The sequence below is a fragment of the Nocardioides nitrophenolicus genome, assembly GCF_016907515.1.
Taxonomy (GTDB): domain Bacteria; phylum Actinomycetota; class Actinomycetes; order Propionibacteriales; family Nocardioidaceae; genus Nocardioides; species Nocardioides nitrophenolicus.
In genome coordinates, this window is the sequence record NZ_JAFBBY010000001.1 from 4,298,608 (window position 1) to 4,313,885 (window position 15,278).

General features: G+C 72.6%; 17 protein-coding genes. 6 read left to right on the forward strand and 11 right to left on the reverse strand.

Annotated elements, in window-relative coordinates; genetic code table 11:
• Positions 1-10: 10 nt before the first annotated feature.
• Positions 11-1,249, forward strand: a complete 1,239-nt coding sequence (locus tag JOD66_RS20680) for a sigma-54-dependent transcriptional regulator family protein (protein WP_204838691.1) — start codon at positions 11-13, stop codon at positions 1,247-1,249.
• Between the two features lie 9 nt (positions 1,250-1,258).
• Here JOD66_RS20680 and JOD66_RS20685 read toward each other — a convergent pair whose 3' ends face one another.
• Entirely contained in the window at positions 1,259-2,419 is a 1,161-nt protein-coding gene (locus tag JOD66_RS20685; RefSeq protein WP_204838692.1) for a CaiB/BaiF CoA transferase family protein, read from the reverse strand.
• Positions 2,420-2,484: 65 nt separating this feature from the next.
• On the reverse strand, positions 2,485-2,937 hold the full coding sequence (locus JOD66_RS20690) for a MaoC family dehydratase (protein WP_204838693.1): 453 nt from the start codon (positions 2,935-2,937) through the stop codon (positions 2,485-2,487).
• Between the two features lie 44 nt (positions 2,938-2,981).
• On the opposite strand from JOD66_RS20690, the gene JOD66_RS20695 reads away from it, so the two are divergent.
• Positions 2,982-4,073, forward strand: coding sequence for an adenosine deaminase (locus tag JOD66_RS20695; protein WP_204838694.1), 1,092 nt, complete (start codon positions 2,982-2,984; stop codon positions 4,071-4,073).
• Here JOD66_RS20695 and JOD66_RS20700 read toward each other — a convergent pair.
• Positions 4,052-4,570, reverse strand: coding sequence for a hypothetical protein (locus JOD66_RS20700; protein ID WP_204838695.1), 519 nt, complete (start codon positions 4,568-4,570; stop codon positions 4,052-4,054). The genes JOD66_RS20695 and JOD66_RS20700 overlap by 22 nt on opposite strands.
• Positions 4,554-5,195, reverse strand: a complete 642-nt coding sequence (locus tag JOD66_RS20705) for a nucleoside/nucleotide kinase family protein (protein ID WP_204838696.1) — start codon at positions 5,193-5,195, stop codon at positions 4,554-4,556. Before JOD66_RS20705 ends, JOD66_RS20700 begins: the two co-directional genes overlap by 17 nt.
• A gap of 30 nt (positions 5,196-5,225) precedes the next feature.
• On the opposite strand from JOD66_RS20705, the gene JOD66_RS20710 reads away from it, so the two are divergent.
• Positions 5,226-6,419, forward strand: a complete 1,194-nt coding sequence (locus JOD66_RS20710) for a dipeptidase (RefSeq protein WP_204838697.1) — start codon at positions 5,226-5,228, stop codon at positions 6,417-6,419.
• Between the two features lie 174 nt (positions 6,420-6,593).
• On the opposite strand, the gene JOD66_RS20715 is transcribed toward JOD66_RS20710, so the two are convergent.
• Genes JOD66_RS20715 through deoC form a run of 3 tightly spaced genes read right to left on the reverse strand, consistent with a single transcriptional unit; the run spans position 6,594 to position 9,885 of the window.
• A complete protein-coding gene (locus tag JOD66_RS20715) occupies positions 6,594-7,463 on the reverse strand; it encodes an aldehyde dehydrogenase family protein (protein WP_204838698.1) in 870 nt (289 codons plus the stop codon).
• The gene (locus tag JOD66_RS20720) at positions 7,463-8,899 is read right to left on the reverse strand and encodes an aldehyde dehydrogenase family protein (protein ID WP_239545365.1); all 1,437 of its coding nucleotides are present in this window, start codon (positions 8,897-8,899) and stop codon (positions 7,463-7,465) included. Before JOD66_RS20720 ends, JOD66_RS20715 begins: the two co-directional genes overlap by 1 nt.
• A gap of 2 nt (positions 8,900-8,901) precedes the next feature.
• A complete protein-coding gene (deoC, locus tag JOD66_RS20725) occupies positions 8,902-9,885 on the reverse strand; it encodes a deoxyribose-phosphate aldolase (RefSeq protein ID WP_204838699.1) in 984 nt (327 codons plus the stop codon).
• Between the two features lie 24 nt (positions 9,886-9,909).
• Between deoC and JOD66_RS20730 the strand changes: the two genes are divergently transcribed.
• Positions 9,910-10,482, forward strand: coding sequence for a hypothetical protein (locus tag JOD66_RS20730; RefSeq protein WP_204838700.1), 573 nt, complete (start codon positions 9,910-9,912; stop codon positions 10,480-10,482).
• Positions 10,483-10,511: 29 nt separating this feature from the next.
• Positions 10,512-11,078, forward strand: coding sequence for an FKBP-type peptidyl-prolyl cis-trans isomerase (locus tag JOD66_RS20735; protein ID WP_204838701.1), 567 nt, complete (start codon positions 10,512-10,514; stop codon positions 11,076-11,078).
• Between the two features lie 12 nt (positions 11,079-11,090).
• On the opposite strand, the gene JOD66_RS20740 is transcribed toward JOD66_RS20735, so the two are convergent.
• From JOD66_RS20740 to JOD66_RS20750, 3 genes are read right to left on the reverse strand one after another with little or no spacing between them, the layout of a single operon-like run.
• Entirely contained in the window at positions 11,091-12,761 is a 1,671-nt protein-coding gene (locus JOD66_RS20740) for a phospho-sugar mutase (RefSeq protein WP_204838702.1), read from the reverse strand.
• Positions 12,762-12,779: 18 nt separating this feature from the next.
• Positions 12,780-13,769, reverse strand: coding sequence for an aldo/keto reductase (locus JOD66_RS20745; protein WP_204838703.1), 990 nt, complete (start codon positions 13,767-13,769; stop codon positions 12,780-12,782).
• 34 nt (positions 13,770-13,803) lie between these two features.
• Positions 13,804-14,181, reverse strand: coding sequence for a MerR family transcriptional regulator (locus tag JOD66_RS20750; RefSeq protein WP_204838704.1), 378 nt, complete (start codon positions 14,179-14,181; stop codon positions 13,804-13,806).
• A gap of 32 nt (positions 14,182-14,213) precedes the next feature.
• On the opposite strand from JOD66_RS20750, the gene JOD66_RS20755 reads away from it, so the two are divergent.
• The gene (locus JOD66_RS20755; RefSeq protein WP_204838705.1) at positions 14,214-14,651 is read left to right on the forward strand and encodes an SRPBCC family protein; all 438 of its coding nucleotides are present in this window, start codon (positions 14,214-14,216) and stop codon (positions 14,649-14,651) included.
• A 59-nt stretch (positions 14,652-14,710) separates the two neighbouring features.
• On the opposite strand, the gene JOD66_RS20760 is transcribed toward JOD66_RS20755, so the two are convergent.
• Positions 14,711-15,274: a VanZ family protein gene (locus tag JOD66_RS20760; RefSeq protein ID WP_204838706.1), complete on the reverse strand. Its 564-nt coding sequence runs from the start codon at positions 15,272-15,274 to the stop codon at positions 14,711-14,713.
• Positions 15,275-15,278 lie beyond the last annotated feature (4 nt).

Below are 15,278 nucleotides of genomic sequence, written 5' to 3' on the forward strand. Positions count from 1 at the left end.
GGGTTCGCTCATGGACGAGCTCGACCAGCGTCGGCGGCGCGCGCTCGCCGCCTGGACCACGTGGGTGGAGGAGGGCGACGGCGCCCTGACCCAGGTGCGTCCCGAGATCCTCGACAGCTGGACCCGCTCGGGGGCCTCCGTCGCGCGCGACGTGATCCAGGCGCCGCTCGCCGACGAGTCCGAGACCCGCTCCTTCTGGCAGGGCTCGCCGCTCCAGATCGCCGTCGAGCGGGTCGAGGAGGAGCTGCGCCGCACCGCCGAGGACGGCGACCTGGTGCTCGCCGTCACCGACCCCGACACCCGGGTGCTGTGGACCTACGGCGGCCGGGTGATGCGGCGCAAGGCAGAGACGGTCAACTTCGTGCCGGGTGGGCGCTGGGACGACCGCTCGGTCGGCACCAACGCGCTCGACCTGGCCAACCGGCTGGACCGCCCGGCGATGGTGTTCAGCGCCGAGCACTACGCCCCGATCGTCCACAACTGGGTGTGCTGGGCCGCGCCGGTCCACGACCCGGTCAGCGGCGCCAAGCTGGGCGTCCTCGACATCTCCACCACCTGGGAGCGCACCCACCCGATCGGCCTGGCCACCGCCCGGGTGCTGGCCCGGCTGGTCGAGGGTGCGCTGCCGCGCACCCACCTCTACGACAGCGCCCCACCGCCCGAGGAGACCAGCGAGCCGGGCCTGGTGCTCAGCCTGCTCGGCACCGCCGAGGCCCGGGTCGACGGCCAGCGGCTGCTGCTCAACCGGCGCCAGACCGAGATCCTCTCGCTGCTCGCGCTCCACCCCGACGGTCTCTCGCTCGACCAGCTGCACGCCATGCTCTACGGCGACCACGCGGTCACCTTCTCCACCCTCAAGGCCGAGGTCTCCCACCTGCGCGCCGCGCTGTCTGGCCAGCTCGCCTCGCGTCCCTATCGACTCCTGATGCCGATCGCGACCGACGTCGACCACGTGCTCGCCCTGCTCCGCCGCGGCGACGTCGCCGCCGCCGTCGAGGCCTACGGCGGCGACCTGCTGCCCGGCACCGAGAGCCCGGCGCTGGTCGAGATGGGGGAGTACGTCGCCGTCGCGGTCCGCGAGGCGCTGCTCGCCGACCCCCAGCCCGACGCGGTCCTCCACTACAGCGAGCTGGCGCCCTACGACACCGCGGTGCTGGAGGCCTGCCTCGCCGAGCTCGGGCGCGAGGGCCGGCTGCGCCATCCCGCGATCCCGCTGCTCAAGGCGCGGCTGGCGGTCGCCGACGCCTGAGCACGCTGGTCAGGCGAGGCCGAGCCACTCCCGGATCTCGTCGTTGTGCTGGCCCAGCGTGGGCGGCGCGACGTGCCGCTCGCGGCCGCCGGCGTACGCGTTGTCGTCGAAGCGCAGGGTCGGGCCGGGCAGCTGGATGTCGCCGAGCGTCGAGTGCTCGACGTCGATGAGCAGGCCCTGGGAGCGGGTCTGCTCCCAGGCGTAGACGTCGTCGAGGGAGCGCACCTTGCCGGCCGGCACGCCGGCCTTGTCGAGGCGCGCGAGCACGTCCTCGGCGTCGAGCGGGGCGAGCAGCTCCTCGATGAGCGCGATCACCGCGTCGCGGTTGCGGACCCGCTCGGGGTTGGTCGCCATCCCCTCGCGCGCGGGGTCGATGCCGAGCTCGGCGCACAGTGCGTGCCACAGCTTCTCCGACCCGCACGCGATCTGCACCGGCGCGGTCGCGGTGGCGAACATGCCGTACGGCGTGATCGACGGGTGGTGACCGCCGGCCAGGCCGGGGACCTCCTTGGCGACGGTCCACTTGGTGCCCTGGAAGGCGTGCACGCCGACCATGCCGGCGAGCAGCGAGGTGTGCACGACGCGGCCGCGGCCGGTGCGCTCGCGCTCGTAGAGGGCAGAGACCACGCCGTACGCGCCGTTCATGCCGGCGAGCAGGTCGGCGATCGGCACGCCGACCTTGGTGGGCTCGGTGAGGCCGGTCAGCGACATCAGCCCGCCCTCGCCCTGGGCGATCTGGTCGAAGCCCGAGCGGGTCGCCTCCGGGCCGTCGTGGCCGAAGCCGGTGATCTGCAGCACGATCAGCCGCGGGTTGAGCTCGTGGAGCCGGGAGACCGGGAAGCCGAGGCGGTCCAGGACGCCGACCCGGAAGTTCTCCATCAGCACGTCGGCGCGCTCGACCAGCCGCGCCAGCACGTCCTGGTCGGCGGGGTCCTTGAGGTCGAGGGTGATCGACTCCTTGTTGCGGTTCGCCGAGAGGAAGTACGTGGACTCGCGCTCGCCCTCCGCGGGGTCGACGAACGGCGGCCCCCAGGTCCGGGTGTCGTCGCCGGTCGGGCTCTCGACCTTGATCACCCGGGCTCCGAGGTCGCCGAGCATCATCGCCGCATGGGGGCCGGCGAGGGCGCGGGTGAGGTCGAGGACCAGGACGTCGTCAAGCGGCGCGGACATGGTCCGACCCTAGTGACGACGGCCGCCGGGGAGCATGGCAGGTGTTGCCAAGAGATCGGGGCCGCTCAGGGCAGGAGCAGCACCACGGTCTCCGCGACCGCGGCGGGCTTGTCCTCGCCCTCGATGTCGATGACGTGCTTGAGGGTGACCTGGTAGCCGCTGGCGAGCTCGCTGACGTCGGCCAGGGTGACCGTGAGCCGGATCCGCTTGCCGACCAGCACCGGGTTGGGGAAACGCACCTTGTTGATGCCGTAGTTGAGCTTGGCGCCCGGGGTCTCCAGGGCGAAGACCGAGTCGCCGAGCCACGGGATGAGCGAGACGGTCAGGTAGCCGTGGGCGATGGTGCCGCCGAACGGGCCGTCCTTCGCCTTCGCCACGTCGACGTGGATCCACTGGTGGTCACCGGTGGCCTCGGCGAACTGGTCGACCCGCTCCTGGGTGATCTCGACCCAGTCGCCGGTGCCGAGCACCTCGCCGTTGGCGGCGATCAGCTCGTCGAAGGTGGTGAAGACCCGCATGCTTCTTGCTCCTGGCTCTCGTGCCTCGTCACTAGGATTCGGTCATGGAACCTACACGCGGCCTTCCGGAGGACCTGCTGCGGGCTGCGCCCAAGGTGCTTCTCCACGACCACCTCGACGGCGGGCTGCGGCCGGCCACCATCATCGAGCTCGCCGCCGGGGTCGGCCACGCCCTGCCCGCGACCGACACCGACGCGCTCGCGCGGTGGTTCGCGGAGGCCGCCGACTCCGGCTCGTTGGAGCGCTACCTGGAGACCTTCGCCCACACCGTCGGCGTCATGCAGACCGCCGCGGCGCTGACCCGGGTGGCCCGCGAGTGCGTCGAGGACCTCGCCGCCGACGGCGTCGTCTACGCCGAGATCCGCTACGCCCCCGAGCTCCACGTCGAGTCCGGCCTCGACCTCGAGGAGGTCGTCGCCGCGGTCCAGCAGGGCTTCGAGGAGGGCATGGCCGCGGCCGGGGGCCGGATCATCGTGCGCCACCTGCTCACCGCGATGCGCCAGGCCGCCCGGGCCATGGAGATCGCCGAGCTCGCCATCGCCTGGCGCGACCGCGGCGTCGTCGGCTTCGACATCGCCGGCCCCGAGGCGGGCTACCCGCCCACCCGGTTCATCGACGCCTTCGAGTACCTCCAGCGCGAGAACTCCCACTTCACCATCCACGCCGGCGAGGGCTTCGGCCTGCCGTCGATCTGGGAGGCGGTGCAGTGGTGCGGCGCCGACCGGCTCGGCCACGGCGTGCGGATCGTCGACGACATCAAGGTCGACGACGCGGGCGTCGCGCAGCTGGGCCGGCTGGCGTCGTACGTCAGGGACAAGCGGATCCCGCTCGAGATGTGCCCATCGTCCAACGTCCAGACCGGGGCCGCGCCGTCGATCGCCGAGCACCCGATCCGGCTGCTCGCGTCGCTGCGCTTCCGGGTCACGGTCAACACCGACAACCGGCTGATGAGCCGGACCTCGCTGAGCCGGGAGTTCGGGCTGCTCGCCGAGACCTTCGACTACGGCTGGGCCGAGATGGAGTGGCTGACCGTCAACGCGATGAAGTCGGCGTTCATCCCCTACGACGAGCGGTACCGGCTGATCACCGAGACCATCAAGCCGTGGTACGCGGCTCAGACCACGAACCAGAAGTAGTTCCAGCCGGCGACGCCGACCCGCTGGCCGGCCCAGTTCTCGGCGGGGACGTCGATCAGCCGCCCGTGCGCCGGGTCGAACACCTCGACCCCGGTGGCGCTCGCGCGCACCGCGAGCACCACGTGGCGGGGCAGGCAGCGGCTGCCGAGGTAGACCGCGACCGGACGGCTGCGCAGCTGCTCGCGCAGCACGTCGTACCCGATCGCGGAGCGGGGGCGCACGAACACCGTCGCGACCTGCTCGCCGCTCAGCGCCCGCAGCGCGTTGGCGACCGCCCAGGGCGGGGTGCCGAGGGCGCGCGGCCACGGCAGCTGGAAGCGGTCGCGAGGGCTGCGCGAGGAGGTGAGCAGGCGGTGCTCCTCGGTGATGTCGTGCTCGGGATCCTCCGGTCGCCACGACGTCAGCAGGGCGCGGGCGCCGAGCACGCTCGCCGCGCCGCAGCTGCGGGCGTCGGGCTGACGCAGGCTGCTGGGCGCGAGGTCAGCCGGCCACCGCATGGTCGCCCTCCTGGTCGCGCGCCTCGCGCAGCTCGGTGAAGGCCCGGTCGCCGGTCGCGACCCGGCAGCCCACCGCGGTCGCCCGGCGCACGATCTGGCGCTGCGCCCGGGCCAGCGCCAGGCCTCGTCGGACGAGCACCAACGGTGGCTTGCGGTGCTCGCGCAGGTCGCGCGTCAGCCGGCGCCAGAAGGTGAGCGCCGGGTGCTGGGTGATGCAGTACGCCGTCGCGAGCAGGCCGGCCCGGCGGCACTCCTCGACGATCTCGGTCGCGAAGATGCCCTCCGCGCAGAACCGGGTCGCGCCACCCAGCTCGAGGCGCTGGCTGCCCGTGCGCCGGCTCTCGGAGATCGAGTACGTCGGCACCTCGGTGGCGCCCGTCGTACACAGTTGCTCGAGGGCGGCGAGCGCGTCCTCGTGGCTCCAGGTGCCGGGGTGGTCCCAGTCGACGAGGCCCGCGTTGGCGCCGTCGGCGATGAGGGGCAGGCCGGGCGCGTCGCCGTCGCGGTAGAAGTCGTCGAGGCGCAGCGTCGGCCAGCCGAACGCCTTCGCGCAGCGTTCGGCGAGCCGGGACTTGCCCGCCCCGGACGGGCCGGCGAGCACGATCACGCGGGCACGGGAGGTCATGGGGGTCGAGTCTGCCGTAACCTGCCCGGCATGGGTGAGGGCAGGGGAGGGCGGCGCTGGCTACGTCGTACGTCGGTGGGTCTGGTGGTCCTGGTGGTCGTGGCGGCGGTGGGTTTCTTCACCTTCGCGCCGCGGATCGTGGAGAACGGGATGAACAAGGTCGAACCGGCCGAGCTCCCGGAGGTCTCCGCGCCGACGCAGGCGCTGCACGACTCGCTGGAGATCGTCGACATGCACTCCGACACGCTGATGTGGGACCGTGACCTCCTGGACCGCTCCGGGCGAGGACACATGGACCTGCCGCGGCTGGAGGACGGCAACGTCGCGCTGCAGGTCTTCTCGTCGGTGTCGAAGTCGCCGAAGGGCCAGAACTACGACAGCAACTCGGCCGACAGCGACAACATCACCCTGCTCACCTTCGCGCAGCTCCAGCCGCCACGCACCTGGCGGTCGCTGCTGCAGCGCTCGCTCTACCACGCCGAGAAGCTGCGGAAGGCCGCCCGCGACTCGAAGGGCGCGCTGCGCCTGGTCCGCTCCCGCAGCGACCTCGACCGGCTGGTCGCCGACCGCGAGGCCGGCACGCAGGTCACCGGCGCACTCTTCTCGGTCGAGGGCCTGCAGAACCTCGAAGGCGACTTCGACAACCTCGACCGGCTCTATGACGCCGGCATGCGGATGGCCGGCTTCACCCACTTCTTCGACAACGAGGTCGCCGGCTCCATGCACGGCGAGAAGAAGGGCGGGCTGACCGACCTCGGCCGGCGGGTCTTCGCCGAGATGGAGCGCCGCGGGATCATCGTCGACATCGCCCACGCCAGCCACCAGACCGTCGCCGAGGTGCTCGCGACGGCGACCAGGCCGGTCGTCCTCAGCCATGGCGGCGTCCAGGCGACCTGCGACGTCAACCGCAACCTCACCGACGACGAGATCCGCGGCGTCGCCGCCACCGGAGGGGTCGTCGGAGTCGGCTACTGGGACGCCGCCGTCTGCTCGTTGACCACGAAGGCCGTCGTGGACGCGATCGACCACGTCGTCCAGGTCGGCGGCCTGGAGACCGCCGCCCTCGGCAGCGACTACGACGGCGCCACGACCGTCGGCTGGGACACCAGCCACCTCGCCGCGATCACCCAGGAGCTGGTCGACCGGGGCTACGACCCGGACCAGATCGCCGCGATCATGGGTGGGAACACGCTGCGGGTGATGCGGGCGGTGCTGCCGCAGTAGTCGCCGTCCGGGCTGGGGCTGGGCGCGATCGCTGTAACACGCTGTCCGCCTGACTGGGTGTCAGTTGTCCGCACAGATCGGCCAGATCCGACCCCGTTTCTGCTGACAACCGCCAGGTGGTCAGGTGGACAGCGTGTTACAGCGGTCCGACGCGCCGCCCGCCCGACTCGAAGCTCACACCCCGATCGGGTGCCAGACCGTCTTCTGCTCCACGAACGCGGTCATGGGCGACAGGCCAGGCTCCTCGGCCCAGTCCGGCTCCGCGTCGGGGGCGCGGCGGACCCGCTTGAGGTTGTCGGCGGCGGCGACCTCGAGCGAGGTGGCGAGCTCCGGGTCGCCGGCGACGCCGCACAGGTCGATCGCGTTGACGTCCATGTGGGCGGCCAGCCACGGCCCGAGCGTCACGGCGTCGCCGGTGAGGATGTTGACCACCCCACCGGGCACGTCGGACGTGGCGAGCACCTCGGAGAAGGTCACGGCGGGGAGCGGCCGCTCGTACGACGACACGACCACCGCGACGTTGCCGGTGACGATGACCGGGGCCACGGTCGAGACCAGGCCGAGCAGGGACGACGACTGCGGCGCGAGCACGCCGACGACACCGGTCGGCTCGGGCGCGGTGTGGTTGAAGTACGGGCCGGCGACCGGGTTGGCGTTGCCGATCACCTGGGCGAGCTTGTCGGCCCAGCCGGCGTACCAGACCAGGCGGTCGACGGCGGCGTCGACCTGGCCGCGCGCGACCGCGGCGGAGACGCCCTCGGACTGGCGCACGGCCTCCTCGAACTGCGGACGGCGGTCCTCCATCACCTCGGCGATCCGGTAGAGGATCTGGCCGCGGTTGTAGGCCGTCCGCGACGACCAGGAGCCGAACGCCTTGCGCGCGGCGACGACCGCGTCGCGGACGTCCTTGCGCGAGGCGAGGGAGGCGTTGGCCACGAACTTCCCCTTGCTGTCGGTGACCTCGTAGGAGTGGCCCGACTCGGACCGCGGGAAGGCGCCGCCGATGTAGAGCTTGTAGGTCTTGCGTACGTCGATGCGGGCCATCAGGCTCCGGCCTCCTTCAGGTAGGCGGCGAGGCCCTGGCGCCCGCCCTCGCGGCCGTAGCCGGACTCCTTGTAGCCGCCGAACGGGCTGGCCGGGTCGAACTTGTTGAAGGTGTTGGCCCACACCACGCCGGCCCGCAGCTGCGAGGCCATGTGGAGGATCCGGGAGCCCTTCTCGGTCCACACGCCCGCGGAGAGCCCGTAGGGCGTGTTGTTGGCCTTCTCGACCGCCTCGGCGGGGGTGCGGAAGGTGAGCACCGACAGCACCGGGCCGAAGACCTCCTCGCGGGCGATCCGGTGGGCCTGGGTGACGCCGGTGAAGATCGTCGGGGGGAACCAGAAGCCCGACGACGGCAGGTCGCACGCCGGCGCCCAGCGCTCGGCGCCCTCGGCCTCGCCGATGTCGGAGAGCTCGCGGATCCGCTCGAGCTGCTCGCGCGAGTTGATCGCGCCGATGTCGGTGTTCTTGTCGAGCGGGTCGCCGACGCGCAGCGTGCCCATCCGGCGCTTGAGCCGGGCCAGCACCTCGTCGGCCACCGACTCCTGGACCAGCAGCCGCGAGCCCGCGCAGCAGACATGGCCCTGGTTGAAGAAGATGCCGCCAACGATGCCCTCGACCGCCTGGTCGATGGGGGCGTCGTCGAAGACGATGTTGGCGGCCTTGCCGCCGAGCTCCAGGGTGGCCTTCTTGTCGGTGCCGGCGATGGCGCGGGCGATGGCCTTGCCGACCGCGGTGGAGCCGGTGAAGGCGACCTTGTCGACGTCGGGGTGGGAGACCACGGCCTGGCCGGTGGCGCCGGCGCCGGTGACGATGTTGACGACGCCCGGCGGCAGGTCGGCCTGCTGGCAGATCTCCGCGAACAGCAGCGCCGTCAGCGGCGTGGTCTCGGCGGGCTTGAGGACGACGGTGTTGCCGCAGGCCAGCGCCGGGGCGACCTTCCACGCCAGCATGAGCAGCGGGAAGTTCCACGGGATCACCTGGCCGGCGACGCCGAGCGGCTGGGGGTTGGGGCCCAGGCCGGCGTACGCCAGCTTGTCGGCCCAGCCGGCGTAGTAGAAGAAGTGCGCCGCGACGACGGGTACGTCGACATCGCGGCTCTCCTTGATCGGCTTGCCGTTGTCGATCGACTCCAGGACGGCGAGCTCGCGGGCCCGCTCCTGGATGATCCGGGCGATCCGGAACAGGTACTTGGCCCGCTCCTTGCCCGACATCCGCGACCAGCCGCGGAAGGCACGACGCGCGGCCCGGACCGCGAGGTCGACGTCGGCGTCGGACGCCTCGGCGATCTCGGCGAGCGTCTCCTCGGTGGCCGGGTTGACCGTCTTGAACGACGACCCGCGGCCGTCGACGAACTCGCCGTCGAGGAACAGGCCGTAGGACGGCTTGATGTCGACGATGCTCCGCGACTCGGGTGCGGGGGCGTACTCGAAGGCCATGATCAGTCCAGGGTGAAGTAGTCGGGACCGCTGTAGCGGCCGGTGGTCAGCTTGGTGCGCTGCATCAGCAGGTCGTTGAGCAGCGTGGAGGCGCCGAAGCGGAACCAGTCCGGGTCGAGCCAGTCGTCGCCGGCGATCTCGTTGACCATCACGAGGTACTTGATCGCGTCCTTGGCGGTGCGGATGCCGCCGGCCGGCTTCACGCCGATCTGGACGCCGGTCGCCTCGCGGAAGTCGCGCACCGCCTCGAGCATCACCAGCGTGACGGGCAGGGTCGCGGCCGGCTGCACCTTGCCGGTGGAGGTCTTGATGAAGTCGGTGCCGGCGAGCATCGCCAGCCAGGAGGCGCGGCGCACGTTGTCGTAGGTCTGCAGCTCGCCGGTCTCGAAGATCACCTTGAGGTGGGCGTGGGAGCCGTCGGGGCGCACGCACGCCTCGCGGGTCGCCACGATCTCCTCGAACACCTGCAGGTAGCGGCCGGCGAGGAAGGCCCCCCGGTCGATGACCATGTCGATCTCGTCGGCGCCGTTGGCGACCGCGTCGCGGGTGTCGGCGAGCTTGACCTCCATCGAGGCCCGGCCGCTCGGGAAGGCCGTGGCGACGGCCGCGACATTGACCTCGGAGCCGACGATCGCCTTCACCTCGCCCACCAGGTCGCCGTAGACGCACACCGCCGCCACCGACGGGCAGCTCGGGTCGGCGGGGTCGGGGCGCAGCGCCTTGTTGGCCAGCGCGCGGACCTTGCCCGGGGTGTCCTGGCCCTCGAGGGTGGTCAGGTCGACCATCCGGATGGCGAGGTCGAGAGCCCACTCCTTGGCGGTCGTCTTGATCGAGCGGGTCCCGAGACCGGCCGCACGCGCCTCCGCGCCGACCTGGTCGACGCCGGGGAGGCCGTGGAGGAACCGGCGCAGCGAGGCCTCGCTCGCGGTCACTTCGGAGTACGCCGCGAGTCCCGGGGCGGGATCGGCGGGGGCGGTGGTCGGCATGCTCGTCAGCATAGGGTTGGAAGCGTGCAGAACGAAGGTGTCGACAAGGTTGAGCGCTACAGCTCGGGCGGTCTGGTCGTGGGCCTGATCGGAATGGCGCTGGCGCTCGCCGTCCTGGTCTACGGGCTGGTCGACGACGAGGCCGGCTTCGCACCGTGGGCCTACCCGTTCTGCCTGCTGCTGGGCCTGCTGGCCTACCTGGTCCTGGTCCGGCCGGCGATCCGGCTGCACCGCGACGAGCTCGAGCTGCGCAACGTGCTGCACAGCCGCTGGGTGCCCTTCGCCCTCATCACCGGCGTCGAGATCGCCCAGGTGACCGTCGTGCGGGTCGGCGAGCAGCGCTACGTCGGCAGCGGCTTCGGCCGCACCCGCCGCACCATCCGCCAGGACGGCCGGGCCGCCCACGACACGCCCCTGGAGAAGCGGTCCACGGCCTGGCTGATCGAGGACAAGGTCGAGCGCCGAGCCGCGGCGGCCCGCGAGCGTCGTACGACGGACGACGCGGCCCCCGAGGTCCGCCATGCCTGGGCGTGGCCCGAGATCACGGCCCTGGGCGTGCTCACGGTGGCGACCGTCGTGCTGGCCCTGGTCGGCTGACGCTTCGCCTCGTTCGTAGGCTGCACCCCATGCAGACCCGTGCCCGGCTCGTCGCCGCCACCTTCCTGTCGCTGTCCGTGCTCGCCACCAGTGCGTGTGGCGACGACGGGGAGGAGAAGGCCGCCGACTCCTCCTCGGCCGCCCCGACCGACTCCTCCGACTCCTCCGACTCGTCCGCCCCGACCGCCGAGTGCACGGTCGACGACATCCAGGTCGAGGGCGACTTCGGCAGCACGCCGAGCGTCACCATCCCCGACGACTGCACGCCGCCGGCCACCCTGCTCAGCAAGGACCTGGTCACCGGCACCGGCCCGGCCGCGGAGGCCGGCGCCACGGTCGAGACCAACTACCACCTGGTCACCTGGTCCGACAAGCAGGTGCTGGACAGCTCCTTCGAGCGCGGCGAGACCTTCCCGCTCGAGAACCTCGGCAACGCCCCGGTCATCGACGGCTGGAACCAGGGCCTGCTCGGCATCCAGCAGGGCACCCGCCGCCTGCTCGTGATTCCGCCGGACCTCGGCTACGGCGAGGGCGGCAACGGCGTCGCCCCCGACGAGACCCTGGTCTTCGTGGTCGACGCCGTCTCGATCAGCTGAGCCGGGCCGCCTTCAGATCCCCGCCGCGGCGGCGATGTCGGCCCGCAGCGCGGTGAGCCGGGTCGCCGCCTCGGCCCGGGCCGTGGCGACGTCGCCGTCGACGACCGGCACGACGACCTCGAGGTAGCACTTGAGCTTGGGCTCGGTGCCGCTCGGCCGGACGACGACCCGGCTGCCGTCGGCGGTGCGGTAGCGCAGCCCGTCGGTGGGCGGCAGTGCGGCCGAGCCCGCGGTGAGGTCGTCGGCGCTGGTGACCTCCGAGCCGCCGAGCGTGGTGGGCGGCGTGCCGCGCAGCCGCTCCATCGCGGCCGCGATCTCGGCCAGGTCGGTGACCCGGACCGAGAGCTGGTCGGTGGCGTGCAGCCCGTGGGCGACGGCGATGTCGTCGAGCAGGTCGGGCAGGCCGCGGCCGGCGGCCTTGGCCTCGGCGGCGATCTCGCACAGCAGCAGCGCCGCGGAGACGCCGTCCTTGTCGGCGACGTGCACCGGGTCGACGCAGTAGCCGAGCGCCTCCTCGTAGCCGAACACCAGGTCCGGCAGCCGGCCGATCCACTTGAAGCCGGTCAGCGTCTCGGCGTACGGCTGGCCGGCCGCGGCGGCCATGGTGCCGAGCAGGGACGAGGACACGATCGAGGTGGCGTAGACACCGGCGCGCCCGGCCCGGAGCAGGTGGTCGGCGAGCAGCGCGCCCACCTCGTCGCCGCGCAGCATCCGCCAGCCGTCGGGCCCGGGGACGGCGGCCGCGCACCGGTCGGCGTCGGGGTCGTTGGCGATGACCAGGTCGGCGTCGGTGCGCTCGGCCAGCGCGATCGCGCGGTCGATGGCGCCCGGCTCCTCCGGGTTGGGGAAGGCGACGGTCGGGAAGTCCGGGTCGGGCGCCTCCTGCTCGGCGACGACCTGCGGCGTCGCGAAGCCGGCGTTCTCCAGCACGGTCGGGAGCGCGCCGCCGCCGACGCCGTGCAGCGGCGTGTAGACGATGGTGAGGTCGCGGGGACCGTCACCGGCGATCGCGGCGACGGTGTCGAGATAGGCGTCTACGATCCCGTCGTCGAGGACCCGGCCGCCCGTCGTCTCCAGCGGCAGCCGCACGATCGACTCCAGGTTGCCGACCGCTGCGATCCGCGCGGCGATCTCGGTGTCGGCGGGCGGCACGATCTGGCTGCCGTCGCCGAGGTAGACCTTGTAGCCGTTGTCCTGCGGCGGGTTGTGGCTCGCGGTCACCATGACGCCGGCCGCGCAGCCCAGCTCGCGGATCGCGAACGCCAGCAGCGGCGTCGGCAGCGGGCGGGGGAGGAGCAGCGGCCTGAGGCCCGCGCCGGCCATCACCTCGGCCGTGTCGCGGGCGAACACGTCGGAGTTGTGGCGGGCGTCGTAGCCGATCACGACGGGGCTGCCGGGGGCGCTCCCGGTGTCGCGCAGGTAGGCCGCCAGTCCGGCCGCCGCGCGCAGCACGACGAGCCGGTTCATCCGGTTGGGGCCGGCGCCGAGCGCGCCGCGCAGGCCCGCCGTACCGAACTCGAGGGTGCCGTGGAAGCGGTCGGCGAGGTCCGCGCGCGCGTCGGCGTCGCCGGCCTCGACCGCCGCGATCACCCGGACCAGCTCGTCGCGGGTCTGGGCGTCGGGATCCTCGGCCAGCCAGGACTGGGCCCGGGCGAGCAGGACGTCGGTGTCAGGCGTGGTCACCGGGCCACGGTAGCCGGGTCAGGCGTCGATGGTGCTCATGTCGCCGTACCGCTCACCGGCGACGGCGTCGCGCGGCACGGCCGCGTCGAGGGCCGCCAGGTCGTCGGCGGTGAGGTCGACGTCGAGCGCGCCGGCGTTCTCCTCGAGATAGGGGATCCGCTTGGTGCCGGGGATCGGCACCACGTCGTCGCCCTGGGCGAGCACCCAAGCGAGCGCGAGCTGGCCGGGGGTGCACCCGTGCCGCGTCGCGATCTCCCGGATCTTGTCGACCAGGGCCAGGTTGGTCGCCAGGTTGTCGCCCTGGAAGCGCGGGAAGTACGCCGTGGCGCGGCTGTCGCCGTCGGCCGGGGTGTCGGTGATCGCGCCGGTCAGCAGGCCGCGGCCCAGCGGGGAGTAGGGGACCAGCCCGATCCCGAGCTCGCGCAGGGTCGGCAGGATCGCGTCCTCGAGGTCGCGGGTGAACAGCGAGTACTCGGTCTGCAGCGCGGTGATCGGGTGCACGGCGTGCGCGCGCCGGATGGTCTCGGGCGAGGCCTCCGAGAGCCCGAGGTGGCGCACCTTGCCGGCCTCGACCAGCTCCTTCATCGCGCCGACCGTGTCCTCGATCGGGACCGTCTTGTCGACACGGTGCTGGTAGTAGAGGTCGATCTGGTCGACGCCCAGGCGCTGCAGGCTCGCGTCGCAGGCGCGGCGCACGTAGTCGGGGTGGCCGTTGACCCCGACCCGGGTGCCGTCGGGGAGGCGCTCGTTGCCGAACTTGGTCGCCAGCTGGACCTCGTCGCGGCGGCCGGCGATCGCCTTGCCGACGAGCTGCTCGTTGATGAAGGGGCCGTACATGTCGGCGGTGTCGAGGAAGGTGATGCCGAGGTCGAGGGCGCGGTGGATGGTCGCGATTCCGGCGGCCTCGTCGGGGGCTCCGTAGAACTCCGACATGCCCATGCAGCCGAGGCCGAGGGCGGAGACGGTGAGCGGGGACGTCGTACCGAGGGTGCGGGTCGAGTTCGTCATGGGGACCAGCCAACTCCTTGGAGTGCGCTCCAGGTCAAGCCGTGCGCTCCAGGACGCAGCCGGTGTAGAGGTCGATCTTGTGCTCGATGGCGCTCAGGTGCGCCTGGACCTCGGCGAGCTGGCGCAGCACCTGCGCGCGGTGGTCCTGGAGCAGGGCCAGCCGCTCCTCCTCGTTGCCGGCGCCCGCGCGCACCAGGTCGGCGTACTGGCGGACCTGGCGGATCGGCATGCCGGTCGCCCGCAGCCGGGTGACCAGCTCGACCCAGCGCAGGTCGGCCTCGTCGTAGCGCCGGTGGCCGCTGGTGTCGCGCGGCACCGGCCGCAGCAGCAGCCCGTCCTTCTCGTAGTAGCGCAGGGTGTCGGCCGTCAGGCCCAGCGACTCGGCGGCCTCGGCGATCGTGCAGGTCGGCATGTCCCCAGTGTTGCTCGGTGCAGGATGATCCCGTGCGCCGGTCCTTCGTCTTCGCCGACACCTGGGTGGTCGACGCGCCCGTGGACGAGGTGGCCGCGGCGCTCGTCGACCTCGAGCACTACCCGCGCTGGTGGCCCCAGGTCCGCGCGGTCGCCAAGCTCGGCCCCGACACCGCCTGGGTGCGCTGCCGGTCGACGTTGCCCTACACCCTCGACCTGGTCCTCGACGCCGTCTCCCGCACCCCGCCGGTGGTGGAGGTCGCGATCGGCGGCGACCTCGACGGCTACGCCCGGTTCACGCTGAGCGGCGAGCCCGGCCGGACCCGGCTGGACTTCGCGCAGGAGGTCAGCGTGGGCGGGCTGCTCGCCCTGGCGTCGTACGGCGGGCGGTGGCTGCTGGAGTGGAACCACCGGCGGATGATGGCGGGCTGCCGAGCGGGCCTGGCGGCGCGGCTCGGGGAGCTGGGCTGAGCTGGGGTGGGACCGGCTCTTCCGTCGTACCCGGCATTCGGGTCGGCCCCGGGCCCGAATCACGACCTGGATGCCGGGTGCGACGACACCACCCGGATCACGACCACGGCCACCAGCCCCAGGACCGCCCCGATCGCCGCTCCGGTCGCGTTGTCGATGATGTCGGTGACGTCGCAGGCGCGGTCGATCCGGGCGAGCTCGAGCTGGGTCTTCTCGATGAGGGCCGAGTAGGCGGCCAGTCCGAGCAGTCCGGCGGGAGCGAGCAGCCAGCCAGCCCGCCAGCGGGCCACGGCGACGACCAGCAGTGCGCCCGAGGGCACGAACAGGGCGGTGTTGAGCGTGCGTTGGCCGGACTGGAAGATCCAGAAGCCGTCGGGGGCCGGGCCGCCGATGTCCCAGGAGCAGGTCGTCATCCGGGTCTCGGCGGGCACGAAGCCGGTGTCGGGGGAGGTGGGCACCAGGGTGACCAGCGCGATCACCACGACCGACCAGACGAGGCCGGCGATGGCGATCGCGGAGATCCAGCCGAGCGGGCGGGCCAGGACGAGCGCGACGAGGCAGCAGACCAACCCCGCGACGCCGATGCCGAGCAGCATCACGCCGGTCCCCCCGAACGTGACCATGGCC